At 72.6% G+C, this 25,345-nt stretch carries 27 protein-coding genes; 10 read left to right on the forward strand and 17 right to left on the reverse strand.

The features are described from left to right. Nucleotides 1–2: 2 nt before the first annotated feature. The 3 genes from AC0T5L_RS20350 to AC0T5L_RS20360 are packed head-to-tail and all read right to left on the reverse strand — an operon-like array spanning nucleotide 3 to nucleotide 3,360. Nucleotides 3–1,535 carry an acyl-CoA synthetase gene (locus tag AC0T5L_RS20350; protein ID WP_476167042.1) on the reverse strand — a complete coding sequence of 511 codons (1,533 nt, stop codon included), beginning with the start codon at nucleotides 1,533–1,535 and terminating at the stop codon, nucleotides 3–5. 5 nt (nucleotides 1,536–1,540) lie between these two features. Continuing rightward, entirely contained in the window at nucleotides 1,541–2,425 is an 885-nt protein-coding gene (locus AC0T5L_RS20355; protein ID WP_476167043.1) for an amidohydrolase family protein, read from the reverse strand. Further along, the gene (locus AC0T5L_RS20360; RefSeq protein WP_476167044.1) at nucleotides 2,422–3,360 is read right to left on the reverse strand and encodes an SDR family NAD(P)-dependent oxidoreductase; all 939 of its coding nucleotides are present in this window, start codon (nucleotides 3,358–3,360) and stop codon (nucleotides 2,422–2,424) included. The genes AC0T5L_RS20355 and AC0T5L_RS20360 overlap by 4 nt, the downstream gene beginning before the upstream one ends. Before the next feature lie 176 nt (nucleotides 3,361–3,536). On the opposite strand from AC0T5L_RS20360, the gene AC0T5L_RS20365 reads away from it, so the two are divergent. Next, complete coding sequence (locus tag AC0T5L_RS20365; RefSeq protein ID WP_476167045.1) at nucleotides 3,537–4,403, forward strand: PaaX family transcriptional regulator; 867 nt, start codon at nucleotides 3,537–3,539, stop codon at nucleotides 4,401–4,403. Nucleotides 4,404–4,465: 62 nt separating this feature from the next. Here AC0T5L_RS20365 and AC0T5L_RS20370 read toward each other — a convergent pair whose 3' ends face one another. From AC0T5L_RS20370 to AC0T5L_RS20390, 5 genes are read right to left on the reverse strand one after another with little or no spacing between them, the layout of a single operon-like run. Beyond that, a complete protein-coding gene (locus tag AC0T5L_RS20370) occupies nucleotides 4,466–5,572 on the reverse strand; it encodes a branched-chain amino acid ABC transporter permease (RefSeq protein WP_476167046.1) in 1,107 nt (368 codons plus the stop codon). Continuing rightward, a complete protein-coding gene (locus AC0T5L_RS20375) occupies nucleotides 5,569–6,432 on the reverse strand; it encodes a branched-chain amino acid ABC transporter permease (protein WP_476167047.1) in 864 nt (287 codons plus the stop codon). Before AC0T5L_RS20375 ends, AC0T5L_RS20370 begins: the two co-directional genes overlap by 4 nt. Beyond that, nucleotides 6,429–7,094: an ABC transporter ATP-binding protein gene (locus AC0T5L_RS20380; protein ID WP_476167048.1), complete on the reverse strand. Its 666-nt coding sequence runs from the start codon at nucleotides 7,092–7,094 to the stop codon at nucleotides 6,429–6,431. Before AC0T5L_RS20380 ends, AC0T5L_RS20375 begins: the two co-directional genes overlap by 4 nt. 31 nt (nucleotides 7,095–7,125) lie before the next feature. Continuing rightward, nucleotides 7,126–7,905 (reverse strand): ABC transporter ATP-binding protein, encoded by a 780-nt coding sequence (locus AC0T5L_RS20385; protein ID WP_476167049.1) that lies wholly within the window; start codon nucleotides 7,903–7,905, stop codon nucleotides 7,126–7,128. Between the two features lies 1 nt (nucleotide 7,906). After that, nucleotides 7,907–9,085 carry an ABC transporter substrate-binding protein gene (locus tag AC0T5L_RS20390; RefSeq protein ID WP_476167050.1) on the reverse strand — a complete coding sequence of 393 codons (1,179 nt, stop codon included), beginning with the start codon at nucleotides 9,083–9,085 and terminating at the stop codon, nucleotides 7,907–7,909. Nucleotides 9,086–9,320: 235 nt separating this feature from the next. Here AC0T5L_RS20390 and AC0T5L_RS20395 point away from each other — a divergent pair, with 235 nt between their 5' ends. Then, the gene (locus AC0T5L_RS20395; protein WP_476167051.1) at nucleotides 9,321–10,067 is read left to right on the forward strand and encodes an IclR family transcriptional regulator; all 747 of its coding nucleotides are present in this window, start codon (nucleotides 9,321–9,323) and stop codon (nucleotides 10,065–10,067) included. 129 nt (nucleotides 10,068–10,196) lie between these two features. Here AC0T5L_RS20395 and AC0T5L_RS20400 read toward each other — a convergent pair whose 3' ends face one another. Beyond that, nucleotides 10,197–10,973, reverse strand: coding sequence for a tyrosine-protein phosphatase (locus tag AC0T5L_RS20400; protein WP_476167052.1), 777 nt, complete (start codon nucleotides 10,971–10,973; stop codon nucleotides 10,197–10,199). 271 nt (nucleotides 10,974–11,244) lie between these two features. On the opposite strand from AC0T5L_RS20400, the gene AC0T5L_RS20405 reads away from it, so the two are divergent. Together AC0T5L_RS20405 and AC0T5L_RS20410 are read left to right on the forward strand one after the other, a co-directional pair. Next, complete coding sequence (locus AC0T5L_RS20405) at nucleotides 11,245–12,423, forward strand: 4-hydroxybenzoate 3-monooxygenase (RefSeq protein WP_476167053.1); 1,179 nt, start codon at nucleotides 11,245–11,247, stop codon at nucleotides 12,421–12,423. A 122-nt stretch (nucleotides 12,424–12,545) separates the two neighbouring features. Next, the gene (locus tag AC0T5L_RS20410; protein ID WP_476167054.1) at nucleotides 12,546–13,565 is read left to right on the forward strand and encodes a glutathione S-transferase family protein; all 1,020 of its coding nucleotides are present in this window, start codon (nucleotides 12,546–12,548) and stop codon (nucleotides 13,563–13,565) included. A gap of 83 nt (nucleotides 13,566–13,648) precedes the next feature. On the opposite strand, the gene AC0T5L_RS20415 is transcribed toward AC0T5L_RS20410, so the two are convergent. After that, the gene (locus tag AC0T5L_RS20415; RefSeq protein ID WP_476167055.1) at nucleotides 13,649–14,884 is read right to left on the reverse strand and encodes an FAD-dependent oxidoreductase; all 1,236 of its coding nucleotides are present in this window, start codon (nucleotides 14,882–14,884) and stop codon (nucleotides 13,649–13,651) included. Beyond that, on the reverse strand, nucleotides 14,881–15,732 hold the full coding sequence (locus AC0T5L_RS20420) for a TetR/AcrR family transcriptional regulator (protein WP_476167056.1): 852 nt from the start codon (nucleotides 15,730–15,732) through the stop codon (nucleotides 14,881–14,883). The genes AC0T5L_RS20415 and AC0T5L_RS20420 overlap by 4 nt, the downstream gene beginning before the upstream one ends. A gap of 280 nt (nucleotides 15,733–16,012) precedes the next feature. Here AC0T5L_RS20420 and AC0T5L_RS20425 point away from each other — a divergent pair, with 280 nt between their 5' ends. From AC0T5L_RS20425 to AC0T5L_RS20445, 5 genes are all read left to right on the forward strand, one after another. After that, entirely contained in the window at nucleotides 16,013–16,117 is a 105-nt protein-coding gene (locus AC0T5L_RS20425; RefSeq protein ID WP_476167057.1) for a hypothetical protein, read from the forward strand. A 255-nt stretch (nucleotides 16,118–16,372) separates the two neighbouring features. After that, nucleotides 16,373–17,395, forward strand: coding sequence for a glucosyl-3-phosphoglycerate synthase (locus tag AC0T5L_RS20430; RefSeq protein ID WP_476167058.1), 1,023 nt, complete (start codon nucleotides 16,373–16,375; stop codon nucleotides 17,393–17,395). Then, complete coding sequence (gene folP, locus AC0T5L_RS20435; RefSeq protein WP_476167059.1) at nucleotides 17,389–18,249, forward strand: dihydropteroate synthase; 861 nt, start codon at nucleotides 17,389–17,391, stop codon at nucleotides 18,247–18,249. The genes AC0T5L_RS20430 and folP overlap by 7 nt, the downstream gene beginning before the upstream one ends. Nucleotides 18,250–18,259: 10 nt before the next feature. Further along, nucleotides 18,260–18,955 carry a class III extradiol ring-cleavage dioxygenase family protein gene (locus tag AC0T5L_RS20440; RefSeq protein ID WP_476167060.1) on the forward strand — a complete coding sequence of 232 codons (696 nt, stop codon included), beginning with the start codon at nucleotides 18,260–18,262 and terminating at the stop codon, nucleotides 18,953–18,955. After that, nucleotides 18,934–19,707, forward strand: a complete 774-nt coding sequence (locus tag AC0T5L_RS20445) for a pyrimidine reductase family protein (protein ID WP_476167061.1) — start codon at nucleotides 18,934–18,936, stop codon at nucleotides 19,705–19,707. The genes AC0T5L_RS20440 and AC0T5L_RS20445 overlap by 22 nt, the downstream gene beginning before the upstream one ends. A gap of 52 nt (nucleotides 19,708–19,759) precedes the next feature. Here AC0T5L_RS20445 and AC0T5L_RS20450 read toward each other — a convergent pair whose 3' ends face one another. From AC0T5L_RS20450 to AC0T5L_RS20465, 4 genes are all read right to left on the reverse strand, one after another. Further along, on the reverse strand, nucleotides 19,760–20,434 hold the full coding sequence (locus AC0T5L_RS20450; protein WP_476167062.1) for a TetR/AcrR family transcriptional regulator: 675 nt from the start codon (nucleotides 20,432–20,434) through the stop codon (nucleotides 19,760–19,762). 172 nt (nucleotides 20,435–20,606) lie between these two features. Beyond that, nucleotides 20,607–21,761 carry a PrsW family glutamic-type intramembrane protease gene (locus tag AC0T5L_RS20455; protein WP_476167063.1) on the reverse strand — a complete coding sequence of 385 codons (1,155 nt, stop codon included), beginning with the start codon at nucleotides 21,759–21,761 and terminating at the stop codon, nucleotides 20,607–20,609. Further along, on the reverse strand, nucleotides 21,758–22,369 hold the full coding sequence (locus AC0T5L_RS20460) for a hypothetical protein (RefSeq protein ID WP_476167064.1): 612 nt from the start codon (nucleotides 22,367–22,369) through the stop codon (nucleotides 21,758–21,760). Before AC0T5L_RS20460 ends, AC0T5L_RS20455 begins: the two co-directional genes overlap by 4 nt. Nucleotides 22,370–22,552: 183 nt before the next feature. Beyond that, the gene (locus AC0T5L_RS20465; RefSeq protein ID WP_476167065.1) at nucleotides 22,553–23,494 is read right to left on the reverse strand and encodes an MBL fold metallo-hydrolase; all 942 of its coding nucleotides are present in this window, start codon (nucleotides 23,492–23,494) and stop codon (nucleotides 22,553–22,555) included. Nucleotides 23,495–23,878: 384 nt separating this feature from the next. On the opposite strand from AC0T5L_RS20465, the gene AC0T5L_RS20470 reads away from it, so the two are divergent. Beyond that, nucleotides 23,879–24,514: a maleylpyruvate isomerase family mycothiol-dependent enzyme gene (locus AC0T5L_RS20470; protein WP_476167066.1), complete on the forward strand. Its 636-nt coding sequence runs from the start codon at nucleotides 23,879–23,881 to the stop codon at nucleotides 24,512–24,514. Nucleotides 24,515–24,595: 81 nt separating this feature from the next. Here AC0T5L_RS20470 and AC0T5L_RS20475 read toward each other — a convergent pair whose 3' ends face one another. Then, nucleotides 24,596–24,871 carry a transposase gene (locus tag AC0T5L_RS20475; RefSeq protein ID WP_476167067.1) on the reverse strand — a complete coding sequence of 92 codons (276 nt, stop codon included), beginning with the start codon at nucleotides 24,869–24,871 and terminating at the stop codon, nucleotides 24,596–24,598. Continuing rightward, nucleotides 24,868–25,116 carry a hypothetical protein gene (locus AC0T5L_RS20480; protein ID WP_476167068.1) on the reverse strand — a complete coding sequence of 83 codons (249 nt, stop codon included), beginning with the start codon at nucleotides 25,114–25,116 and terminating at the stop codon, nucleotides 24,868–24,870. The genes AC0T5L_RS20475 and AC0T5L_RS20480 overlap by 4 nt, the downstream gene beginning before the upstream one ends. Nucleotides 25,117–25,345 lie beyond the last annotated feature (229 nt).

A 25,345-nucleotide genomic window follows, 5' to 3' on the forward strand; every position in this document is an offset into this window, starting at 1 on the left:
TGTCAGGGGTTGTCGGGGCCGCTGGCGGTGGCCTCGGCGCGTAGCCGGTGCCGGAGCAGCTTCCCGGAGGCGTTGCGCGGCAGTTCGCGGGCGAAGGCGAAGGAACGCGGGGCCTTGTATCGGGCCAGGTGCCCGCGGCAGTGCTCGGCCAGGTCCGCCGCGGTGGCCTTTCCGCCGTCCCCGAGTACGACCACGGCATGGCCGACCTCGCCCCAGGTCTGGTCGGGGACGCCCACCACGGCGCAGTCGGCGACGGCGGGGTGCTCGTGCAGGGCGTTCTCCACCTCGGCCGGGTAGACGTTCTCGCCTCCGGAGACGTACATGTCCTTGAGGCGGTCCACGATCCGGACGTAGCCCTCCTCGTCGGCCACGCCGACGTCCCCGGTACGGAACCACCCGTCAGCGGTGTACGCGGTGCGGGTGTCCTCGGACCGGCCCCAGTAGCCGCGCATCACGTTGGGGCCGCGGACCACGATCTCCCCGGGCTCGCCCGGCGCGGTCGGCGCCAGGTCGGGCCCCACCACCCGGGCGTCGGTGAAGAAGCTGGGCCGCCCCGCCGAACCGGCCTTGCGGACCGAGTCGGCGGTGCCCAGGAACAGCACGCCCGGGGAGGTCTCCGTCATGCCGTAGCCCTGTAGGAACGTCAGTCCCCGCGCCTGGTAGGTGGCGATGGTCGACTCCGGCACGGGCGCGCCGCCCGCCTCCAACATGCGCAGGGACGACAGGTCGGCACCGGCCCAGCGGGGCGAGGCCGCCAAGGCGTTGAACATCGTCGGAACGCCGAACATCCAGGTGACGCGTTCGGAGGAGATCAGGTCGAGGGCGCGCTCCGGGTCGAACCGCGGCATGATCACCACCCGGCCGCCCTTGAGCAGGGTGGGCAGGCATGTCATGTTCAGCGCGGCGGTGTGGAACATCGGCGCGCTGACCAGGGTGACCTCGTCGGCGGTCAGGTCCACGTCGGTGAGGACGTTGACGCAGTTCCAGGTGATGTTGGCATGGGTGAGCATCGCCCCCTTGGGGCGTCCGGTGGTGCCGGAGGTGTACATGATCATGCACACGTCATCCAGGCGGACGGGTTCGTCCAGCGGCTCGGCCGCGCGCGCGGCGATCCGTGCCTCGTAGGACCCGGTGCCTTCACCGGACACCGGGACCAGGGCGGACACGGACCCGGATCCGCCCAGCTCGCGTGCGGCCCCGGTGTGCTCCTCTCCGTGCACCAGCACGGTGGGGCCGCAGTCCTCGGTGATGTAGGCCAGCTCGGGCACGGCCAGCCGGGTGTTCAGGGGGATGAGGACGGCGCCCAGCGCCCCGCACGCGAACAGGGTCTCCAGCAGGGCCGGGTGGTTGGCGCCCAGGTAGGCGACCCGGTCACCGGAGCGCACACCGAGCCCCCGCAGGGCCGAGGCCAGGCGCAGCACGCGCTCGTGCAACTGGGCGTAGGTGAGGGTGCGGCCCTCGTGGACCACCGCGACGCGCTCGGGGGAGCTGCGCGCCCGGCGGGCCGTCCAGGAACCGATTCCTTCGTTGAGCATCGCGGCTACTCCTCGTCGGCCAGCCCGAGCAGGCGGGCCGCGTTGTCCTTGAGGATCTTGGGACGGACCTCCGGCTTGATGTCGAGCCGGTCGAAGGCGGCGAGCCACCGGTCGGGGGAGAGGACCGGGTAGTCGGAGCCGAACAGCACCTTGTCCTGGAGCAGGGAGTTGGCGTAGCGGACCAGGTTGGGCGGGAAGTACTTCGGCGACCAGCCCGACAGGTCGATGTACACGCGGGGCTTGTGCACCGCCACCGACAGTGCCTCGTCCTGCCAGGGGAAGGAGGGGTGGGCCAGGATGATCGACAGGTCGGGGAAGTCGGCGGCGACGTCGTCCACGTGCAGCGGGTTGGAGTACTTCAGCCGGATACCGCCTCCTCCGGGGGTTCCCGCGCCGATCCCGGTCTGCCCGGTGTGGAACAGGGCGATCGCGCCGCTGTCCTGGATCGCCTCGTACAGCGGGTAGACGGCACGGTCGTTGGGGAAGAAGTCCTGGAGGTTGGGGTGGAACTTGAAGCCCCTGACCCCGTACTCCTCCACCAGGCGGCGCACCGCCCGCACCCCCAGGGCGCCCTTGGCCGGGTCGATGCTGGCGAAGGGGAGGAGGGTGTCGGGGTGGGCGGCCGCGGCCTCGGCCACCTCCTCGTTGGGCACGGCGGGCAGTCCGGTCGTGGACTCGGTGTCCACGGGGAAGACCACGCACGCCATGTCGCGCTCGCGGTAGTGGGCGGCGATCTGGTCCAGTGTGGGCCTGCGCTCGCCCTCGGTCTTGAAGTAGGCGCTCGACGCCTCGTGCAGCTCCTCGCCGATCGCGTCCCCTCCCGAGGAGGAGACCTCGGCGTGGGTGTGCACGTCGATGGCGGTGATCCGTTCCAGGTCGATGCCGCTCACCGGGACGCCTCCGGCCCGTGGCCGGCCCCGGGGTCGACGGGGGCGGGGATGCCCACGCTCTGCGCGGCGCGGCCCACCGTGCCGTCCCAGGCGTCCCGGATGTCCTCCGCGCGCCATCCGCCCTCGTGGTAGGCCACGGAGACCTCCTGCGGGTGCGACCACAAGGACAGCTTGTCGCCGCCGATGCCCACGCACTGGCCGGTCACGTGCGCCGAGGCGTCCGAGGCCAGGAAGGCCACGAGCCCGGCCGCGTCCTCGGGCATGCCGAAGCCCTCGGCCTGGCGCATCCACGGGGGCAGGGGGCCGCCTCCCTCCCGCGCCGCGGCCACGTGCTCGGCGAACGCGGGGATGGTGGCGGTCATCGCGGTGGCGGCCACCGGCACGATCGCGTTGGCGGTGATCCCGGCCCGGGCGCACTCCATCGACCAGGTGCGCACCATGGCGGCGATCCCGGCCTTGGCCGCGGCGTAGTTGGTCTGGCCGAAGTTTCCGCGCTGCCCGGCTGGGGAGGCGACCATGATCAGCCGCCCGCCCCCGCCGCGCTCGCGCATGTGGGTGACGGCGGCCCGGGCGCAGGTGAAGGTTCCGCGCAGGTGCACGTCGACGACGGTGTCGAAGTCCTCGTCGCCCATCTTCCACAGCACCCGGTCGCGCAGCACGCCCGCGTTGGCGACCAGGACGTCGAGGCGGCCGAAGTGCTCGACGGCCGTGTCGACGAGGTCCCGGGCCACGTCCGCGCCGCCGACCGGGGCCGCGTGGGCGAGCGCGCGCCCCCCGCCCCCGGTGATCCGGTCGGCGGTCTCGGCGGCGGCGTCCGCGTCGGCGTCGTTGACCACGACGAGGGCGCCGCGCCGGGCCAGTTCACGGGCGTAGGCCCGGCCCAGGCCGCGCCCGGCTCCGGTGACCACCACCGACTTGCCGGTCAGGTCCATCATGTCTCTCCGCTCGTCGTACCAGGGGGTTTCACGGATTCGTCCGGGCCCGTCATGAGACGGGCCGACCTCGTGGGGCCTGAACTTATGCGAAAGTATAACGGCAGTCAATGAATTGCATAATATGAATCGGGGTCCGGTGGGAGTCGCACTACGCTGGAGCCGAGAAGGGGGAGGGGATGTCCGAACAGATGGCCGATCCGTTGACGGAGGCGGCACCGGGGGGTGCGCGGGACACGGGGCGTCCGCGTCCGCGCCCGCAGCCGCTGATGCTGGCTTTCCTGGGGCGTTTCGTCCTGGGCCGGGACATACGTGTCTTCTCCGGGTCCTTCATCGACGTCTTCGCCCGCGTGGGGGTCTCCGAACAGGCCGTGCGCTCGACGCTGAGCCGGATGGCCCAGCGCGGCGTGCTCGACCGCCAGCGCAGCGGCAGACGCGTCTACTTCGGCCTCACCCCGCGCCTGACCGAGGTCCTCACCGACGGCGAGCGCCGAATCTGGGAGACGGGCGTGGTCAACACCGACGAGGACGGCCTGTGGACCCTGCTGTCCTTCTCCCTGCCCGAGTCCTGGCAGCGCCAGCGGCACGACCTGCGCTCCCGCCTGGCCTGGGCGGGGTTCGGTCCGCTGCGCAACGGCCTGTGGGTGGCGCCCTCGGTCGTGGAGACGCGCGGCTTCGTCGAGGAGCTGGGACTGACCGAGTACGTCCGGGTCTTCCACGCCCGGCTCGGCCCGCCCACACAGGCCTCGCAGATCGTCAACGAGGCCTACGACATCGACGGGCTCGCCGCGGACTACCGTGCCTTCCTCCGGCGCTGGGACGGAGGGCCCGGACCGACGGAGGCCGCCGACGACCTGGGGCGGCTCCTGCTGCTGACATCGGAGTGGATGCAGCTGGTCAGGGCCGACCCGCGCCTGCCTCTGGCACACCTGCCCGAGGACTGGCCCGCGGTTCCCGCCCAGGAGCTCGTGTACGAGCTCCACGCCGCCTACCAGGACTCGGCGACCGCCGCAGCCGGGGAGGTCCTCGACGTGATCCCGGCCTGACCGTTCCCGGCACGCTGTCGGAGGCCCCGCCCCGGAACCCTCCGGGGCGGGGCACGGGCGTCTCACGCGGTTCGCCCCTCTCCGGAGCCGGGGCCGGACACGTCACCGGCTCCACCTCCGGCCTCGGCGCCGGTCCGGCCTCCGGACCGGGCGGTCCGGCGACGCCACCAGGATCCGATCGAGGGCAGGATCCCGTGAGGCAGGAACAGCACGGTCACCATGAGCAGCAGACCGTAGACCGCGTAGGAGAACACGCTCGGCGCGTAGTCCGGCATGCCGCCCATCGTCCCGAGCAGGCCCAGGACGTGTACGGCCACCGTCACCAGGGCCGTTCCGGCCACCGCGCCCCACACCGAGCCCAGACCGCCGACCACCGCCATTACCACGTAGGTGATCGACATCGCCACCGGGAACATCCCTGGCGACAGGAACCCGACATAGAAGGCGTACACGCCTCCGGCCGCCCCCGCGAACGCCGCCGAGAGCGCGAACACGGTGAGCTTGTACCTGCCGACGGGGATCCCGGAGGAGGCCGCGGCGGTCTCGCTGGTGGCCAGGGCCCGCAGGGCGCGCCCCGGACGGGAGTCCACCGTGTTGCGGGCGACGACCACCACGAGGGCGAGCACGCACCAGGACACGTACGCATAGCCCAGGTTCGTGGTCACCTCCAGCGGGCCCGCGGACAGCAGGGGCACGCCCTGTAGGCCCGTGCTCCCGCCGAGTGCGTCCGACTGCGCCACCACGACCAGGAAGATCAGGTGCACGGCGATCGTGGCGAAGGCCAGGTGGTGGCCGCGCAGCCGCAGCAGCGGCAGCCCCAGCAGCAGGGCGCACAGGGCCGCCGCCACCGGAGCGGCCAGCAGGCCCACCACCCCGGGCACACCGTTCATGGCCAGCAGCGCGGCGGTGTAACCGCCCACGGCGAAGAACACGGCCTGGCCCAGGGAGACCTGCCCGGCGTAGCCCATCAGCAGGGAGATCCCCACCACCACGCACGCCGACAGCGCGACCTGGACGTACAGGGCCAGCCCGCCCCCGTCCAGCAGCGGCGGCAGCAGCAGGGTGGCGGCGGCCACCGCCGCGGCCGCCCACGTCCCCGCACGTCGGCGGCGGGGACGCACGGGCACCGTCTGCCCGGTCGGGGGAGCGGTGCCGGTGGACGCGGTCATATCGCCACCTCCTGGTGCAGGGCGGGTTTGCGGGCGGCGTGCCAGACCATCACGCCGACCATGACGACGAGCGCGACCAGGGTCTGGTAGGCGGCGTTGCCGTACCCGGCGACCATCGCCTCGACCACGCCCAGCCCCACGCCCCCGGCCAGGGCGACCATGGGTCTGGTCAGCCCGCCGAGGACGGCGGCGGCGAAGCCGTGCACGATCAGCGACACATCGGAGTCGAACGAGACCGGCCGCAGCGGCGTGATGAGCACCCCGGCGATACCGCCGAGCACACCCGCGAGGACGAACGCGAACAGGGCCATGGCCGCCACCGGGATGCCGACCACCCGCGCCGCGTAGGGGTTGGACGCGCACGCCGTCAGCGCGCGGCCCAGGTAGGTGTGGGACAGGAACAGCCACAACAGCGTGAACACCAGAGCCGTGACCCCGATGACCAGCAGGTGCTGGACCCGTACCGGCACACCGAACGGTTCGACCACCCCCGGCAGTCCGGGCATGGAGCGCGGGGAGTCGCCGAACACGGCCACCAGCACCGCGTAGGCCAGGAAGCCCACGGCCAGGGTGACGATGAGCGCGGTCATCGGCGTGGTCCCGCGCTTGCCCAGCGCGAGCACGCCGGTCAGGCCGCCCACGGTGGCGGCCACCGCCACGGCCAGCAACTCGGCGGCGCCGTGCCACAGGCCCGCGCCCAGGAACGCCGCCGCCGAGAGCCCGCCGACCACGGCGAACATGCCCTGGGCGAAGTTGACCACGCCGGTCACCCGGTAGACGGTGACCAGGCCGCTGCCCACCAGGGCGAACCCGCATCCGATGGCCACACCGCTGACCAGCTGGGACAGGAAGAGCGTCATGACGCCTCCACCCCGCCTCCCAGGTAGGCGCGGGCCACCTCCGAGCCCGACGCCAGGTCGGCGCACGGTCCCTCGGCGACCACCCGTCCGGCCTCGAGTACGTAGGCACGCGAGCACACCTCGAAGGCCAACCGGGCGTTCTGCTCGATGAGCAGCACCGCCGTGCCGTGCTCGGCGTTGAGCCCGACCAGGTGCCGGACCAGATCGTCCACGACCTTGGGCGCCAAGCCCAGGGACAGCTCGTCCACGGCGATCACGTCGGGCCGGGCCATGAGCGCCTGACCGAACGCGACCATCTGCTGCTGTCCGCCGGACAGCGTCCCCGCCCGGCGCCGCCGCAGGTCGGCCAGGACGGGCAGTACTCCGTACACATGGGCGGGGTCGCGCTCGCGCACCCGCCACGCGCCCAGGCGCAGGTTGTCCTCCACGGTCAGGTCGCCGAACAGCTGTCTGCCCTCGGGGACGTGCGCCAGGCGGCCCTCGGCGGCGGCACGGCCGGAGACGGGGCGCAGCAGGCCCGAGAGCGTGTCGACCAGGGTCGACTTGCCCGCTCCGTTGGGCCCGACCAGCGCCACCATCTCGCCGGAGCGCACGGTGAGCGAAACCCCGTCCAGCGCGGTCGCGGTCCCATACCGTACGACCAGGTCCTCCACGGCGATCACGGTGTCCCTCCCCTCACGGTACGGACGGGCATCAGGCCGCATCCCCCTTCTCCGGTGAACCGCCGATGTAGGCGGAGATGACCCGGGGATCGGCACGGACCTGTTCGGGGGTTCCCTCGGCGATGACCCGTCCCAGGTCGAGTACGGTCACCCGGTCGGACAGGCGCGAGACGAAGGCGACGTCGTGCTCGACGAGCAGGATCGTGCGGCCGTCGGCGCGCAGCTGCTCGATGACGCGCGCCAGCCGTTCCCTCTCGGGTGCGCGCAGCCCGGACGCGGGCTCGTCCAGCAGGAGCACCCCGGGGTCGGCGCACAGTGCGCGGGCGACCTGCATGGCGCGCTGCTGGCCCAGGGGCAGCGACTCGGCGGGGTCATCGCCCCGCGCGGTCAGCCCCACCCGCTCCAGGGCCTGCTCCGCCCGGTCCCGGATGAGCCGTTCGGCGGCCCGGTGGGCGGGCAGGCGCAGGATCGCGGCGGCGAACCCGGCCCCGGCCCCGAGATGGCCCCCGACCATGACGTTCTCCAGGACCGTCATGCGGGGGAAGATGCGCGCGGCCTGGAAGACGATGGCCACGCCCCGGCGGGCGCGCCGGTGCGGCGGCAGCCGGTCCAGGGGCGACCCGTCCAGGGACAGGCTGCCCCGGTCCGGCCGCAGGTGGCCGCTGACCAGGTTGAACAAGGTGGACTTCCCCGCGCCGTTGGGGCCGATGACGCCCCGGGACTGGCCGCTGGGCACGCTCATGTCCACGTCGCGCACGGCGTGGACGCCGCCGAAGGACACGCTGAGTCCGGTGATGTCGAGTCGGGCCACGTCAGCCCCCGTAGGCGGCGTCGAGCTGCTCCACGGCCCAGGGCACCGGTACCATCTCGCCGTCCTCGACCGCGTTGACCGAGATGGCGTCGGTGCTGATCCCGGCGTGGTCGGTGTCGGAGTAGGTGTAGGTGCCGTTGGGTGTGGCGAGGGTGAGTCCCTCCAGGGCGGTGAGGATGTCCGCGTGCTCGGTGGATCCCGCCTCCTCGATCGCGGCGACCAGCAGCATGACGGAGCTGTAGCCGTCCAGGGCGAACTGCGGCGGCGTGTAGTCGTGCTCCTCGGTGAAGGCGTCGACGGCTTCGGTGATCACGTCCTTCTGTTCGCTCTCGGGCAGGTGGTCGCCGACCACGCCGATGGAGCTGAGCACGGTGACCCCCTCGGCCGCGTCCCCGGCGGGGTCCAGCCACAGGTGGCTGGCCTGGGCGCCGGTGACCACGAGCGGGACCTCGCTGTCGATGGCGTCGTGCTGCTGGGCGAAGGTCACCCCGGGCGGGCCGGTGCCCCAGAACAGCAGGGCGTCGGGATCCTCGTCGTCCAGGGAGGAGAAGACGTGGCCGAAGTCGGTGGTGTCCTGCTGGTACTCGGTGACGGAGACCAGCTCGATCCCGTGGTCGTCGGCGAGCTCGTCCATGGCCAGGAACCCGGCGATGGCGTAGGCGGTGGCGGAGTAGGAGACCGCGACCCGGGTCATGCCCTCGGCCTGGAAGTACTCCAGGGCGCGTGTGGCGTAGGCCGAGGCGGTGGCGGGGACGACGAAGACCTCCGAGCGCAGGGGGTCGAGCTGCTCGTCGGCCGGGGTGGGGGACAGGTAGGGGACGCCGCTGCGCTCCACGGCGGGCAGGGTCGCCATGGCGCTGTCGGAGACCGCCGATCCGATGAAGGCGACGGGTTCCTGGGCCTGCAAGTCGTTGAAGGCCAGGACGGACTGGTCGGGAGAGCTCTGGTCGTCGCGGGTGAGGAGCTCGATGGGGCGGCCCAGGACACCGCCGTCGGCGTTGACGCGTTCCACGGCGAGTTCGACGGCCAGTTGGTTGTCGGCGCCCAGGGCGGAGTAGCCGCCGGTCAGCGGGGTGATGTAGCCGACGCGTATCGCGTCGGTGCCGTCGCCGTCGTCGGCACCGCACGCGGTGCTCGTGACGAGGGTCAGACAGGCGAGTAGGGAGAGGAGTCTGCGCACGGGGAGTGCTCCTGTGGAAAGGGGGGTGGGGGGTGTGCTCTCGGAGCCGTGCTCCGGGATGGCGTGATGGCACGGTGCGTCAGGGACCGTGTACGCGTCAGTCGTGGACTGACCCCAACTTAGGCACTTCTGTTGCGGCGGTCAATATCTTGCCCAAATTAGTGGGTTATGTCCGGGCGACGCCGGTTTCGCCCCGGTGTGGACTCCGGTGGGCGTCGCGATGGAGACTGCTGGCGTGGTCAGAACAGCGAACGGGGAGTCCGTGCTGTCCCGGGCGGTGCGCGTCCTGGAGGCCTTCGACTCCGAACATCCGGCACTGCGGGTCTCACAGATCGCGCGGCGCGCCGGCCTGCACGTGGCCACCGCCTCCCGGCTCGTGGGGGAGTTGGTCCGGCACGGGTGGTTGGAGCGCGATCCCGACCGCCGCGTCCGCGTGGGCGTGCGCATGTGGGAGCTGGCCGTACGCTCCTCGCCCGCCCTGGGCCTGCGCGAGACGGTCGGTCCGTTCATGGAGGACCTGCACGCGGTGGTGGGCCAGCACACCCAGATCGGCGTCCTCCAGGACGAGGAGGTCCTGTTCGTCGAACGCCGATCCGCCCCGGGCGCGGTCGTCAACATCACCCGGATCGCCGGGCGGCTGCCGTTGCAGGCCTCCTCCTCCGGCCTGGTCCTGCTCGCCCACGCCTCCCCGCCGCTCCAGGAACGGGTCCTGGTGAGGCCTGTCCGCGCCTTCACCGCGAACACGGTCACCGACGCCCGGCGGCTGCGCTCCCTGCTGGCCGAGATCCGCAGGTCCGGCTACGTGCTGTCCCGCGGGTTCATCGACGAGGAGACCGCCGGTATCGCCGCACCCGTGCGCGACTCCAGCGGGGCGGTGGTCGCCGCGCTGTCGGTGGTCGTACCCAACGACGAGCACGCCGCCCTCGCGGTCCCGGCGGTACGCACCGCCGCGCGCTCCGCGTCCCGGGCCATGGGAGCCTGAGCCGGATCGCGTGCGCGGGGCCCGGTCCGCGGCGCGGCAACGGAAGCGCCGGGTGCCCGGTGCGCGTCACCGGGCGGCGCCCCACTCCGCGGAAGGCCCCCGGGAGGGGACGGTTCCGGAGAACTCCGGTCAGCCCAGGAGGCGCGTGCGAATCCTGTCGAGGTCCTCCTGCGCCACCCCCGCGTCCAGGAGGTAGTCCCGCGGCCGCAGGTCGCTGAGAACGTCGAGGACGCTCTCGCGCGGTGTCGTTCCACGCTCGGCCAGCAGCGATGCGACCACCGGTCCCTGGTCCGGCCGCCCCATCGCCTCGAAGAGGGGTGCGAGCGCGGCGACAGAGCGCACGTAGTCATCGGCTATCGCCTCGGCCTCGACCTCCGCCAGGGCGAGCAGCAGCAACGTCACCAGGCCGGTGCGGTCGCGTCCGGCCCCGCAGTGGAACAGGACGCCTCCGGGCCCGGACCGGGCGAGGGCGGTGACCGCGGCGGCGCAGCGCTCGGCCTTGTGCTCGAGGAAGGGCCGGAAGTAGAGAGGGGTTCCGTTCAGCTGCCCGCGGTTGACGTCCCTCCAGAATTCGACGTCCTCGACATGGTCGAGAGGCACCTCCACGCGCGTCATCTCGGCGGGGAGGGGCGCGCCGGCCGGCCCCGCGGGGAACGCCGCGGAACCTCCCCGGGCCGTCAGGCCCTCCTTCACGCCCGGCCTGGCCTCGTCCTCGTTGCGCAGGTCCACGATGGTGCGGACACCGGCGGAACGGGCGGACTCCCAGCCCCTCTCGGTGACGAAGCGCAGGTCGGCGGAGCGGATGAAGGCACCGCGCCGGGTGGTCCGGCCGTCGCGGGTGGGCAGGCCGCCGAGATCCCGGGTGTTGAAGAAGCCGTCCCAGGCGATACTCCGTTCGTCGCTCATGGAGAAGGGATACTTTCCCGGGCGGGGGAAGGCAAGTCGGGGCCAGCGCCCTCCCTCTGGCGGAGAGCTCGTCTCTCAACCAGTGAGAACCTTCTGGTGGCGCAGGTCACGGATGGTGCATCGTCGACACATCCGGGTTGCCAGGGAGCACCGACGAGAACCTGCCGCCCGGGCGGTCGGGGCGCCGCCGACCGCGCCCGCCACCATGACGACACGCCGCGCGCCCGGGACCTCCCTCCCGTGCGCCGGAGCACCAGGAGGAGAAACGACCGTGCGCACCCAGGTCGCCATCATCGGAGCGGGCCCGGCCGGGCTGCTCCTGTCCCACCTGCTCGGCCTCCAGGGGATCGACTCGGTCCTCATCGAGCGCCAGACCGCCGACCACGTCCGCTCGCGGATCCGGGCCGGAGTCCTGGAGTCCGGGAGCGTGGACGTCCTCACCCGGGCGGGGGTCGGGCACCGGCTCGCCACCGAGGCCGACGAGCACCGCGGCGTGTACTTGCAGTGGCCGGGCGAGCGCCACCACATCGACTTCACCGAACTGGTCGGCAGGTCGGTGTGGATCTACGGGCAGACCGAGCTGACCAAGGACCTCATGGCCGCCCGGGAGAAGGCCGGACGCCCCGCGTTCTACCAGGCCTCGGACGTCACGCCGCACGAAGTCGACACCGGCCGTCCCCACGTCACCTTCACCGACGTCGACGGGCGGCCCCAGCGGGTGGACGCCGACGCGGTCGTGGGCTGCGACGGCTTCCACGGCCCCAGCCGCCGGGCCGTCCCCACCGCGCGGCAGCGGGTGTGGGAGCGCACCTACCCGTTCGCCTGGCTGGGCGTACTCGCCGACGTCGCCCCTTCCACCGACGAGTTGATCTACGCCTGGCACCCCGACGGGTTCGCCATGCACAGCATGCGCTCGGCCACCGTCAGCCGCCTCTACCTCCAGGTCCGGCCCGACGAGGACATCGACGAGTGGAGCGACGACCGGGTCTGGGAGGCGCTGACCACCCGCCTGGGCGCGGGCCGGGAGGACTGGGAGCTGCGCACCGGGGCCATCACCGAGAAGAGCGTGCTCCCGATGCGCAGCTTCGTCACCACGCCCATGCGCTACGGCCGCCTCTTCCTGGCCGGGGACGCCGCGCACATCGTCCCGCCCACCGGCGCCAAGGGCCTCAACCTGGCGATCGCCGACGTCGCCCTGCTCGCCGAGGCCCTCACCGCATGGCTGCGCGACGGCCGGGAGGACCTCGCCGACGCCTACTCCGACACCGCGCTGCGCCGTGTCTGGCGGTGCACCCACTTCTCCTGGTGGATGACGAACACGCTCCACCGCCACGGGGACGACTTCGACGCCCAGCTACAGCTCTCCCAGCTCCGGCGCGTCGTCGGCTCCGAGGCCGCCGCCACCGAGTTCGCCCACAACTACGCCGGGCTGCCCATCCGCTTCGGATGAGCCCCGTCCGCGGGCGCAGCGGCGGGCCGGACACCGTGCCCGAGCAGCCTTCGCGCCCGGTACGGTCCGGGTAACATGTTCGGTTGCGGACGAGAACCGCCCGCGCTCGAAGGGAGCCAGGTATGAGGGCGAACGAGATCCCCACAGAGGAGATCAAGCGGGCACCGGCGGCTTTCACCGACCGGGTCACCGCGGACGGCCGCTTCGACCGTCCGGCCGAACCCGGCCGTTACCGCCTGGTCATCAGCCGCGCCTGCCCCTGGGCGCACCGGGTCGTCATCACGCGCAGGCTCATGGGTCTGGAGCGGGTCATCTCCCTGGCCGTCACCGACCCCCGCCAGGAGGTCATCGAGGGCGACCCGCACTGGGTGTTCACCGAGGAGACCGGCAGCCCCGGCGGCAAGGACCCCGTCCTGGGCATCCACGCCCTGCGCGAGGCCTATTTGGCGCGCGACCCCCACTACACCGGCGGGGTCAGCGTCCCCGGCCTCGTCGACGTGGACGACGGACACATGGTCTCCAACGACTACGACCAGCTCCTGCTGGACATGGCCACCGAGTGGGGCGGCCTGGTCAGGGACGGCGCTCCTGACCTGTACCCGGAGGCGCTGCGCGAAGAGATCGACGCCCTGTCCCAGGAGGTCTACACCGACCTCAACAACGGCGTCTACCGGGCCGGGTTCGCCCCGGACCAGGAGCACTACGACGCCGCGGTCACCGACGTGTTCGCCAGGCTCGACGCGCTGGAGGAGCGCCTGGCCACCCGGCGCTACCTGGTCGGGGACTCCATCACCGTGGCCGACGTCCGGCTCTTCCCGACCCTGGTGCGCTTCGACGCCGCCTACCACGGCCACTTCAAGTGCAACATCCGCAAGCTGAGCGAGTACCCGGCGCTGTGGGCCTACGCCCGCGACCTGTTCCAGACGCCCGGGTTCGGCGACACCACGAACCTGGACCACGTCCGCACGCACTACTACTGGGTCCACACGGCGATCAACCCGACGCGGATCATCGCCGCCGGCCCCGACCCCCGCGGCTGGCTCACCGCCCACCACCGTGAGGAGCTGGGCGGCAGCCCCTTCGGTGCCGGTACCGCACCGGGCCCGGCCCCGGCGGGCGAGCGTGTCCCCGGCCCGGCCTGACCCGCCCGCCCCGCGGCGGGCGGACGTGCCCGCCCGGGGGACCGCACCGCCCCTCGCCCCGGACCCGGCGGAGGGGCCGCTTCCTACCGGACGGCCCTTCGGGGGCGGCGGGCGAAGCCCGGCGCGTGCTCGGGCCGGAACCCCTTCCCGATGAGGTAGGCGGGCACGAACGACAGCCAGGGCGCACGGTCCAGGGCCGCCAGTACGGGCTTGGGCGGGCCCAGACGCTCCCCCCTGACCATCGGCTCGGCCAGCACGCGGTGCATGAGGCGTTGCAGCGCCTGGACGGCGACGGTCGGCAGGATCCGCCTCCTGCGGACCGCGGCCAGGTCGCGGGAGGTGAGCGAGCGCTCGCGCAGCGGCCGGGCCAGCAGTGTCGCGGCGGCCACGGCGTCCTGCACGGCGAGGTTGATGCCCACACCGCCGACGGGGGACATCGCGTGGGCCGCGTCGCCGATGCACAGCAGGCCCTCCACGTGCCAGCGGCGCAGCCGGTTGAGCCGCACGTCCAGGTGTTTGACCTCGTCCATGGACTTCAGGGATCCGACCCGGTCGGCCAGCTCCGGCATGAGTTCGACGATGTCCTGTCGGAAGGCCTCGATCCCGCGTGCTCGCAGGTCGGCGTCGATGCCCTTGCGTCCGATGTAGGCGAGTTGCAGGTAGCCCTCGCGCGGAATCACCAGGGCGAACCGTCCCAGGCCCGCACGCGGGGTCAGGGCCGTGCGGTCCTCCGGTCCGCGGGGCAGCCGGAACCACCACGCGTCGATCCCCACCGGGAACTCCTTGGGCGCCAGGTCCGTCTCGCGACGGGCGAGCGACCCCCTGCCGTCACACGCCACGGTCAGATCGGCGCGGACCTCCCCCTCGCCCCCCGGGCCCTGGTAGCGCACTCCCGCGACCCGGCCGTCCTCGCGGACGAGCCCGGTCACCTCGGTGCGCATCCGCAGGGTGAAGGCCGCCTCCTCGTGCCCGGCCTCGGCGACGAGGTTCAGGAAGTCCCACTGCGGGACCATCGCGATGTAGGGGTGGGCGACCCGCAGCCGCCGGAAGTCGCCGATGGTCACGGTACGGTCCTGGCTGACGGGGAAGGCGACCTCCTCCAGCCTGCTCTGCGGCAGCTCGGCGAACCGCTCGTACAGGCCCAGCTCCTCCAGCAGCTCCAGGGTGGAGGGGTGCACGGTGTCCCCGCGAAAGTCCCGCAGGAAGTCGGCGTGCTTCTCCAGCACGGTGACCTCGACACCGGCGCGGGCCAGCAGCAGGCCCAGCACCATTCCGGCGGGGCCGCCGCCGGCGATCACACACGTCGTACGTTCACTCATAACGGCTCCATGGTCGAGTTCGGGCCGTCCGGACGGGACGGCCCCTCAGGGACGGCGACGGCACGCAGGAACGTGTCGGCGAATACCGCGCAGGCCTCCTCCGCGTCGGGGAGCTCCACACCCGGGACCCTTCCCAGCGCCGGGCGCTGCATGAAGTGCACGGCGACCGGGCCGAGCAGCTGCTGCATGAGCAGAGGAACCGGCAGGTCGCGGATCCGGCCCGCCGCGACCTCCCCGGCCAACCATCCGCCCAGACTGGCGAGCATGCGGGGGAAGAAGAGCCGGACGAGCATGTCGACGGTGGGCCCTTCGGGACGGGCGAACACGTCGGCGATCATGGCGGGCAGTACCCGGGGTTCGCGGCTGAAACCGTGGCCCAGCAAGCGATGGATCCTGTGCACCCGTGTGGCCAGGTCCTCCTCCGGCCCGGCGAGGTCGGCCTCCAGGTCGAGGATGGGACTGTAGCGCTCGAAGATCGCCCGGAGCAGCTCGTCACGGCCCCCGAAGGTCGCGTAGAGGCTGTGCACCGAGCACTCGGCGGAGGCGGCGACCGCCTCCAGCGTGGCCGAGGCCAGGCCCTGCTCGCTGATCAGTCGCGCCCCGGCCTCGATCGAACGCTCCCGGACCGGAAGCCGCCCACCCGGGTCCACGCCCGAGGCGCGCACCGCTCCGTCCAGGACCCGGCGCGAGCCGCCCACACGCCGCAGCAGGGTGCTGCGGGAGACCCCCGCCTCCTGCGCGATGGCGACCAGGGGCACGTCGGCCACGTCCTTTCCCAGCCCCTCCGCGGCGCGGACCGCCGCGTTCACGAGGTCGGCCGGCACTGGTGGATTGGTTGATCTTGACATCAACTTCAAGGTAACACGTAACCGAGTGTCAGATAAGGGAGAGGCGACGGTCCCCCGGGAGGAGGAGCAGTCGCGGGGCCCGGATACAGTCGCGGCCTGAGAGCTTCTCCCCATCCTCACGGCCCCGCCCGGAAAGGGACGACGCAGTGCCACCCGTCATCGGAATCTCCACGTACACCGAGCAAGCCCGGTAGGACCGGGCCTGGGAGGACGCCGGCTCGCGTACCGCGCGGATCCTCGGCCGCGCCCGACTGGAGGCCCCACCTACCACCACCAGGCGGTGGCCGGTCTGGGCGAGGGCGTGGTGGCCACGGCCTGGGCCGAGGACGGCACCGTGGAGGCCGTCGAGTACGCCGACACGGACCAGGTCGTCGGTGTGCGGTGACACCCGGAGATGGGGGAGGACCCCAGCCTGTTCGACTGGCTCACCGGACGCGCCGCCGCCTTCGGCGGGAGGGAGTGAGCCCTCCCGGCGCCCGGGCCGCGGGCGGAGGCCGCCGTCTTCCCCGGGGACGTCCGGGAGGAGGACGCCGGCCGGGTTCCCCGACCGGGGAAAGTGAGCAACCACGCCCTGGGAAAAGCGCGGACCGGCGGGCCCCTCCAGCTGGGCGTGCCCTAGTGTTGCCGCTGGGGAGGCTCTGTGGACAACGAGTGGTTCGAACGCCGCACCTACCGGTCCTCGGACTGGACGGTCGAGCGGCTGGTCGAACTCAAGCGGTGGCGGCGAAGCACGGTCAGTCTGGTGATTCCGGCACGGGACGAGGCGGCGACCGTCGGCGGTATCGTCTCCGGCGTCCGCGCGGCGCTCCAGGAGGAGGCGCCCCTGTTGGACGAGATCGTCGTCATGGACTCCGACTCCACCGATGGCACCGGCGACCGCGCCCGCGCGGCCGGGGCCGCCGTCCACCGCGTCGGTGACGTGCGCCCCGAGCTGGGCCACCGCAGGGGCAAGGGCGAGGCCATGTGGAAGTCGCTCTTCGTCACCTCCGGCGACATCGTCGTCTTCATGGACGCCGACCTGGTCGAGTGGGGCACCCACTTCGTGTCCGGACTACTCGGACCGCTGCTCACCGAGCCCCGGGTGAACCTGGTCAAGGGCTTCTACGACCGGGTGCTGGACAGGCCGGGCGCCGCGGGGGGACCCGAGGGCGCCGGCGACGGCCGAGACACCGGTGACGCCGGAGAGGCGGTCTCCTACGAGGGCGGCCGGGTCACCGAGCTCGTGGCCCGCCCCACCATCGCCCTGCGCTGGCCCGAGCTGTCGGGCGTGGTCCAGCCCCTGTCCGGGGAGTGGGCCGTGCGGCGCGAGGTGTTCGAGCGGCTCCCGGTGCCCACCGGGTACGGCGTCGAACTCGCCGTGCTGGTCGACACCGCCCTGCGGTACGGAGTGGACGCCGTCGCGCAGGTGGACCTGGGCCGCCGGGCCCACCGCCACCAGTCACTACGCGGACTGGGCACGATGGCCACCGAGCTGCTCGCGGTCGCCGACCGCCGGGCCGGGATCGACCACGGCGCCGACACCGTCCGGATACGCCAGTTCGGCGCCGGTGAGCGGCGCGGGCAGCCGCTCCCCAGTACGGTCAGCATTGTGGAGCGCCCACCGGCGGCTGAGGCCGGCGCCGGGGACACGGAGGTTCTGGAAGGAGTGGTCGGCCGGTGCTGAGACTGCGCGGTCGAGACTACGACGCGGACACCACGCTGGTCATGGCGATCGTCAACCGCACCCCTGACTCCTTCTACGACAGGGGCGCCACCTGGGACGAGGGGCCCGCCTTCGAGCGCGTGCGCAAGGTCGTGGCCGAGGGTGCCGACATCGTGGACATCGGCGGTATCAAGGCGGCACCCGGCGAGGAGATCGGCGCAGAGGAGGAGAAGCACCGGATCGTGGACTTCGTGGCCGCGGTCCGCGCCGAGTTCCCCCACCTGGTCATCAGCGTGGACACCTGGCGCGGGTCGGTGGGCCGAGCGGTGTGCGAGGCGGGGGCCGACCTGCTCAACGACGCCTGGGGCGGCTACGACCCGGAGATGGCCGAGGTCGCCGCCGAGTTCGGCGCCGCCCTGGTGTGCACCCACACAGGCGGGCTCACCCCGCGCACCCGCCCGCACCGGCCGCACTACGAGGACGTGGTGCGCGAGGCCGTCGACGACACGGTCGCCCAGGCCGAGCGGGCGGTGGCCCTGGGCGTGGACCCGGCGTCGGCGATCATCGACCCGGCGCACGACTTCGGCAAGAACACCTGGCACTCGCTGGAGCTGACCCGGCGCCTGGACGAGATGACCGGCACCGGATGGCCGGTGCTGGTGTCGCTGTCCAACAAGGACTTCGTCGGCGAGACCCTGGACATGCCCGTGGGGGAGCGCCTGACCGGAACGCTCGCGGCGACCGCCGTGTGCGCCTGGCACGGCGCCCAGGTCTACCGGGTCCATGAGGTGGCCGAGACCCGGCAGGTGCTCGACACGGTCGCCACCATCCGGGGGGTCCGTCCCCCCGCACGGGCCGTCCGGGGACTGGCGTGAGGAGGCACGCGTGATCGTCGCAACCGCCGTCTGCCCGCACCCGCCGCTGCTGATGCGCGAGCTCAGCGGCGGCCGGGACGTGGCGGTCGAACTGCGCAAGGAGTGCGAGTCGGCGCTGGAGGCGCTGGCCGGGTACTCCCCGGACACACTGGTCGTCATCGGCGGGCACGACTCCTCGGGCGAGCACACCGAGAAGCTCGTCCCGGTCCGTGGGTACGGCGGCACGGGAGAGCGGGTCCCCCGGGAGCGGACGCTGCCGCTGAGCCTGGGCGTGGCCCGGCGGCTGCTCGACTCGGTCGGATACCGCGGGCGCGTGGAGATGGCCACCGTGGCCTGGGACGCCTCCGACGCCGAGGTGCGGGAGCTGGGACGCCGCGTCGCCGACCGGCCCGGGCGGGTCGCCCTGCTCGTCATGGGGGACGGCAGCGCACGGCGCAGCACGAAGGCACCCGGACACCTGGACGAGCGCGCCTTCGGCTTCGACGGGGAGATCCGCCGCTGCCTGTCCGAGGGCGACCGGGCGGGCCTGCTGTGCCTGGACCCGGGGCTGGCCGCCGACCTGATGGTGGCGGGCCGGGCCGCGCTCCAGGTCATGGCGCGCGCGATCGCCGCGACCGGCGACCCGCTGGGCCCGGAGGTGCTCTACGCCGACGACCCGTTCGGGGTCATGTACTTCGTGGCGGTGTGGCCGTGCGTCTCCTCCTGAACGACTCCGTCCCCGGCGCGGCCTCTCCGGGGGAGGCACTCGACGCCTCCGCCCTGGAGCGCCTCTACGCCTACCCCGACAGGCCGTGGCTGCGCGCGAACATGGTCGCCACCCTGGACGGGGCCGCCGCCGGCAACGACGGCAGGACGGGGAGCATCAACACCCCCGCCGACCTGGTGGTGTACACCCTCCTGCGCGATCTGGCCGACGTGGTGCTGGTCGGCGCCGGTACCGCCCGCGTGGAGGGCTACCGCCACACGCGCCCGCGCACCCGGGACCTGTTGGCCCGTGCCGTGGGCGAGGGCCGCGCCGCCCATCCGGAGCTGGCCGTGGTCAGCGGTACCGGCCGGGTACCGCCGCTGCTGGCCGACAGGCCCGAGGACGGCGGCGGTGTGCTTCTGGTGACCTGCGAGGCGGCCGGTGCCGAGGCCCTCGGCCGCGCGCGCGGCGCCCTGGGAGGGGACCGCGTGCTGGTGTGCGGCGAACGGAGCGTGGACCTGTCCGCCGCCGTCGCCGCCCTGGCGGAACGCGGCCTGCCCCGGATCCTGTGCGAGGGCGGGCCCCGCCTGCTGGCCGACGTCGCCGCCGCCGACCTGCTCGACGAGCTGTGCCTGACGGTCGTACCACTGCTGTCGGGAGGGCTTGAGCAGCGCGTCGCGGTGGGCACGGTGGCCGACCGCGCCCTCGTGCCCGGGACGATCATCGAGTCCGAGGGCACCCTGCTCCAGAGCTGGGTGCGTCCGGACGCCTGACCTCCGGGGACTCCGCCTCCGGGGGAGTGCGCCCACCGGGAACACACCGTGTTCAGTCCGTCGTGTCCCCGGCGTCCCCGGCGGTGCCTTCGGACCCGCCGGTCAGGGAGGCCAACAGGAAGTCGGCGAGCGGGAGCGCGTGCTCGTCCGCGTGTTCGCGGGCGTGCTCGCGCTGGCGGGGGCCCATGGCCATGGCGTGCACCAGGACCGCCCCGTACAAAGCCTCGCCGAAGGGGCCCGTGTCAGTGTCCGGGCCCAGCTCACCGCGCCCGACGGCCCGCCGCACGATGTCGGCGACCCCGTCCCGGTGAGCCTGCACGATCCGCTCATGGAAGGCGGTGAAGGCCTCCGTGCCCGTGGTGGCGTCCACGGCCACGCGCAGGGTGATCCACCCGGACGGGGTCAGGAAGTGGTCGAGCAGGGCCGTCGCCAGCGCGCGGGCGTCGCCGCGCAGACTGCCGGTGTCGGCCGGGTCCAGCGGCCGGGTGTGCTCCTCGATGGCGTCGGCGAGCAGGCGCTCCTTGGAGTGCCAACGCCGGTAGAGGGCGGCCTTGCCGACCCCGGCCCTGCGGGCCACCCCGTCCAGGGTGAACGCGGACCAGCCCGCCCTGCCGTACTCTGCCCGCGCCGCGGCCAGCGCCCGCGGTGTGAGACCGGGGTCGCGTGCGCGCCCCCGTCCCGTCCTCGGCGGTGTCGTCCTCTCGCCCCTTCGTGTTCGCTCGCCCATGCGGCACGTTATGCCCACGCTGTCGCCGATGAAAATCCACGGGGCGGGACGCACGAGGACGCGCCCGGCGGCCGGGCCGGGACCGCCGGTCGCGGGACCCGTCCTTCCGGGAGAGGCCGACGGCACGAGGACGCCCCCGGCTCCCACGGCCGGGAACGCCCGTACGCGCTGGTCACGCCGTGTGCCGTGCCGCCCGGTCCTCGGCGATCGCCAGCATCTGCTCCTGGCGCCGCTCCACGTCGGGCCGCTCCGGGAGCGCCACGTGGCGCAGCTCCTTGTGACGGCCGTGCCGGTTGGCCAGGGCCACCGACGCCGACCGCCGCATGCCCAGTGCCTCGCCCTCCGACGCCAGAGCTCTACGAACCCGGCGCCGGTAGGCGTACCGGACCGTGAAGTACACCGCCATCGTGGTCAGGAAGACCACGGCGACCTTGAACACCACGCCGGGAACGCCGCTCAGCAGCGGCGAGTCCACCAGCCAGTGCAGTGCCATCGCGAGCGCCACCAGAGCGGCGGCGCCGAGCGCGCGGCGCGTGCCGGGCCGCCACGCCGCGGCGGCCAGCAGGCCTATGGCGGTGCCCGCGATCGCCGACATCGCCCAGTGGGAGCCCAGACCGGTCAGACCCACCCGCAAGATGGAGGTCTGCACCACCGGTACCAGGCCGCCGGTGCCGCCCGCCTGGACCACCGCGTTCATCGAGTAGACGAAGTTCTCCGTCACCTCGAAACCCAGGCCGGCCAGGGAGCCGATCGCGAACCCGTCCACCGGGCCCCGTACCGCATGCGGGAAGGCCACCACGACCAGCACGATCCCGGCCAGCTTGAGGACCTCCTCGTTGAGCGGAGCGGTCAGCGCGGGCCCCCAGACCCCGGCGAAGGCCAGCCCCAGGCTCTTGGCCCAGATCGACGACAAGTCGCCGTTGGCCAGGATTCCGGCGGCGGGCGCGGCGGTCAGGCCCCAGGCCGCCGCGGCCAGGGAGGCGTTCAGGTCGGGGGCGCGTACCGGGCGGATCCTGCGTAGCGCCCAGAACCCGAGGAACAGGGTCAACGCCCCGAGGAAAACGGCCAGCGCCGCCTCGGAGAAGAAGACGCGCGCCAGCCCAGCGAACTGCACCGCCAGAAAGGCCAGGCCCACCACGCCCAGCACGGTGATCAGCACGAGTGCGACCAGCGAGGGCGGCCTCTGGCCGTGGGGCCGCCCTCCCCCGAAGGCCCGTCCGGCGGCGTGCCGGGGGCCGGATCCGTCCTGGTGGGGCCCGCGCGGCGAGGGCACCGATCCCCGGTCGGTCGCACCCGGTGCGCGCGGTTCCTCGGCTCCGTGGTTCATGAGCCCTCCTCGTCGAAGGAGACCGAGCGGACGACGTCACTGACCGCGGTGATGTCCTCCGTGGTCGCGTCGCGCCCGGCGAGGGTCATCTCCACGGCCATGCTGCCGTCGGGGGAGGGGTAGACCGCCGCCGCGCCGCGCTGTGAACTGCTCTCCATGGTCCCGGTCAGCCCCTCGTGCCCGTCGTGGGTGGAGATGGCCTCCGGTTCCCCAAGCCGCGCCGATGCCTCACCGGCGCGGGCCAGGCGGCGCATGCCCTCCCACAGCTCCTCGGGGCTGGGCGGCGGAGAGGTCGCGGGCGTGACCGAGTTGAGCGTCAGCTCCACGGGACCGCGGTGGAAGCGGTAGGTCTGTCCGGCCTGGCTGGCGCCGGTGTCCATGGACCACCCCTCCTGGGGGAAGGCCAGGGAGGCCTGGTAACCGCCCCCCGAACCCACGGGCACGGGTTCGCCGGAGGGAACGGACTCCGAGCCGGGCAGCAGCGCGTTGACCAGTGGCCAGGCCACCACCAGCAGGGCGATCGCCGCCGCGGCCAGGCCCAGCGGCACCCAGTTGCTCCGTGGCCCGCGCCGCCTCGCACGCGGGTCCTCCTCAGTCGCCTCCGCCATGACGTCCTCTCCGTCGTGTGGTGATGGCTTGTCCAGCAAGCGAAACACCCGGGGAGGGGTACATTGGTGGCGCAGCGTCGACTTGGCACACGTTTACGGTGATTTCACCAAACACGGGGAGTGGCTTCTCCGGACTCGGCGGGTTCGGGCCGGTACGGGATCCGCCCCGGCTGTCGGGAGCGCTCAAAGACTGGTGGGCAGCGGTCCGCCGTTCCACTCCACCGCGTCGGCCAGTGCCGCCGCCAGGTCCATCTCGGTGCCGGTGAGGTCGGCGTGGGCGCGGTGCAGGTTCAGCACGATCCGCTCGGCGTCGTCCCAGCCGCCGAACTCGCCCAGGTCGCGGGCCCTGGCGTTCTCCAACGGGCCCAGCCCCTGGGCCACGCCCTCGCGTGCGGCCTCCAGCACGAACCGGTAGTAGCGCTCGTGGGCGCCGAGCACCGAGTCCAGCTCAGCGGCGCCCAGGAGCGGGCCGTGTCCGGGGACCACGTGCTCGGGGCCGAAGGCGTGCAACCACTCCAGGGAGCGCAGTGCACCCTCCACCGACCCCATGAACACCAGTGGGGTCAGCCCGTGGAAGAGGAGGTCGCCGGTGAACAGCACGCGCTCCTCGGGCAGCCAGGCCACGACGTCGCCGGGGGTGTGCGCGGTGTGGCCGGGGTGGCGCAGGTCCACGCGCCGCCCGCCGGTGTACACCGTCAGTTCCCGTTCCAGCACGATGGAGGGGACGCGCCGGGTGACGTCGCCCCAGGACGGCACGGGGGACCAGAACGGCGGACAGGCGTCGAAGAGCGGGTCGTGCGCGAGCCCCTCGCGCATGGCGGCCTGCCCGATGAGTGCGGTGGAGTCGGGCAGAAGGCTGTTGCCGTAGGTGTGGTCGCCGTGCTGGTGGGTGTTGACCGCCCACCGGATCGGGGCGCCGCCAGTGGCGCGGGCCAGGGCGTCGAGGAAGGCGCGGGTGCGGGTCTCGGTCGCGCAGGTGTCGACCACCAGGAGCCCGTCGCCTCCGGACACGGCGCCCGCGTTGTTGACCCACCAGGTGCCGTCCGGCTGCACCCACGCGTACACACCGTCGACGACCCGGGTCAGGGCCGCCGCCTCCGGGCCGGTCCGTTCCGTTTCGCCCATGGGCTCTCCTCACGCTCGCGGCTGCTGCTTCGGGGCAGCAGGCTATCGCCGCCGTTCCGGCCGTGGTGTGGCCTCCGCAGGGGTGCTGTCCGCAAGCGGGACGGAGCCGCTGGTCGGGCACGTCTTCGTCGTCCGGGGATCTCCGGAGACGCGGTATCCGAAAACAGGTGCGAAAACCTCCTGTTGGGCGACAGCGCCGTGGGTTCTGGCACTGATCTTGTGGTGCGATGACAGCCCGTCACCCATGTTGACGAGCACGAAATTGTCGGAGGCCGGAGTGATAATCCCGGTGTCCACCCACAACCGCAGGGGCAGGGCGAAAGCCCGTTCCGAGGAGCCTCCGATGACATCACCAGCACCCCGCCCGTGCCGTGGAGCCCACCGATGAGCGGTTGCGCGGACCTGTGGCCGCTGATCCACCAGGAGCGGACGGCGTTGGCCGACGACCTGTCGGAGCTGACCGAGGAACAGTGGGCGACACCGTCGCTGTGTGAGGGCCTGACCGTGCGCGAGGTACTCGCATACCTGACGTCGGCAGCGACCCTCAACGGCCTTCGATGGCTGGCCGGGGTCATCCGCTGCCGCTTCGACTTCGACGCCCAGGTCGCGATGCGCCTGGCCGAGCAGATGGGGACCTCCGGCGCCGAGACCCTCGCACGCTTCCGAGGGGTCACAGGGAGCACGACGTCACCGCCCCTGCCGAAGCCCGCCATCCTGGGGGAGGCGGTCGTGCACGGAGAGGACGTCAGGCGGCCCTTGGGCATCGTCAGCGCCCGTCCGATCGCCACGCTGACCCGAGTGGCGGACTACTACCAGGGCTCGGACCAGGTCGTCATCGCCAAGAGCCGGGTCCAAGGGTTGAGGCTCCAAGCCACCGACGGTCCGTTCGCCTCCGGCACCGGACCGCTCGTCCGCGGGAGCACACTCGCTCTGATCATGGCGATGACCGGTCGCCCCGCACACCTGGACGAACTCACCGGTGACGGTGTGGAAATCCTGCGCGAACGTGTGGACGGCTGACCCGCCCCGACCGTGGAGCGAGGGGGCAGCGGCCGTGGTGACAGGGCCAGAGCACGGGCACCCTCCTGTTCGTACCTACTGTCATGTTCGCGCTCGTCGACAACTCAGATGGGGGTGGAGGACTCGGGTGCGAAGGAGGTCGAAGTTCGCTCGACCGAACACCTGCCTCTTGAGCATCTTGATCTTGTTCACGGCTCCTTCCACTGCTCCGGAACTGTGGGGCAGGCTCAGGCCGGCGCGGACCGCCGCGCGGTCGTGGCGGAGACTGCGGACGAAGGAACGCAGCGCGGGAAGGAGTCCCGTGGACGCGGCAGCAATCCACTCGTCCAGCCGATGTCCCTCGCGGTGGACCATCATCTGTGCGAAGCGGGGACGGGGGTGACTGTCTCCCGGCCTCGAAAGGCCTCCATGTAGCGTTGGACGCTCCTCACACTGCCAGTCCGCACGCGGGCCTTGAGCTCCTGGTGGAGCTGGGCGCCGTTGTGGAAGCCCTCGTTCCACCGGCGGGTCAGGTAGGGCTTGTGGTCGTCCAGTTTGGTGGGGCGGTGAAGGGCTCCAGCCAGCAGTTCTTCGGCGGTCGTGGCTTGAGCGAACCGGCGCACGGTGCGAAAGGCCAGCCCGAGCTGCCGGGGGAGTTTCGTTGAGGCAGGACCGGTGGGCTCGGGCCGTCTTGTCGACCACTTCGGTGAGGTTGTGCCACAGGTGTCTACCGAACTGAAGCAACATCAACGCCAGGGTGACCTCCCGTGGCAGTCAGGGGCCGTACAGCTAGGGCACCGGTGCGCGCTGGCCACGCGCACCGGCCAGGGCGTGCGCTGCGTACGTCATCGC

It is taken from the genome of Nocardiopsis sp. TRM 82005, from assembly GCF_056312425.1.

Bases quoted from the DNA above. Each gene is read 5' to 3' on its own strand.
- AC0T5L_RS20350 (WP_476167042.1), bottom strand. From the start codon at position 1,535: ATGCTCAACGAAGGAATCGGTTCCTGGACGGCCCGCCGGGCGCGCAGC.
- AC0T5L_RS20360 (WP_476167044.1), bottom strand. From the start codon at position 3,360: ATGATGGACCTGACCGGCAAGTCGGTGGTGGTCACCGGAGCCGGGCGC.
- AC0T5L_RS20365 (WP_476167045.1), top strand. From the start codon at position 3,537: ATGTCCGAACAGATGGCCGATCCGTTGACGGAGGCGGCACCGGGGGGT.
- AC0T5L_RS20370 (WP_476167046.1), bottom strand. From the start codon at position 5,572: ATGACCGCGTCCACCGGCACCGCTCCCCCGACCGGGCAGACGGTGCCC.
- AC0T5L_RS20375 (WP_476167047.1), bottom strand. From the start codon at position 6,432: ATGACGCTCTTCCTGTCCCAGCTGGTCAGCGGTGTGGCCATCGGATGC.
- AC0T5L_RS20400 (WP_476167052.1), bottom strand. From the start codon at position 10,973: ATGAGCGACGAACGGAGTATCGCCTGGGACGGCTTCTTCAACACCCGG.
- AC0T5L_RS20410 (WP_476167054.1), top strand. From the start codon at position 12,546: ATGAGGGCGAACGAGATCCCCACAGAGGAGATCAAGCGGGCACCGGCG.
- AC0T5L_RS20415 (WP_476167055.1), bottom strand. From the start codon at position 14,884: ATGAGTGAACGTACGACGTGTGTGATCGCCGGCGGCGGCCCCGCCGGA.
- AC0T5L_RS20420 (WP_476167056.1), bottom strand. From the start codon at position 15,732: ATGTCAAGATCAACCAATCCACCAGTGCCGGCCGACCTCGTGAACGCG.
- AC0T5L_RS20450 (WP_476167062.1), bottom strand. From the start codon at position 20,434: ATGGGCGAGCGAACACGAAGGGGCGAGAGGACGACACCGCCGAGGACG.
- AC0T5L_RS20455 (WP_476167063.1), bottom strand. From the start codon at position 21,761: ATGAACCACGGAGCCGAGGAACCGCGCGCACCGGGTGCGACCGACCGG.
- AC0T5L_RS20460 (WP_476167064.1), bottom strand. From the start codon at position 22,369: ATGGCGGAGGCGACTGAGGAGGACCCGCGTGCGAGGCGGCGCGGGCCA.
- AC0T5L_RS20465 (WP_476167065.1), bottom strand. From the start codon at position 23,494: ATGGGCGAAACGGAACGGACCGGCCCGGAGGCGGCGGCCCTGACCCGG.
- AC0T5L_RS20470 (WP_476167066.1), top strand. From the start codon at position 23,879: ATGAGCGGTTGCGCGGACCTGTGGCCGCTGATCCACCAGGAGCGGACG.
- AC0T5L_RS20475 (WP_476167067.1), bottom strand. From the start codon at position 24,871: ATGATGGTCCACCGCGAGGGACATCGGCTGGACGAGTGGATTGCTGCC.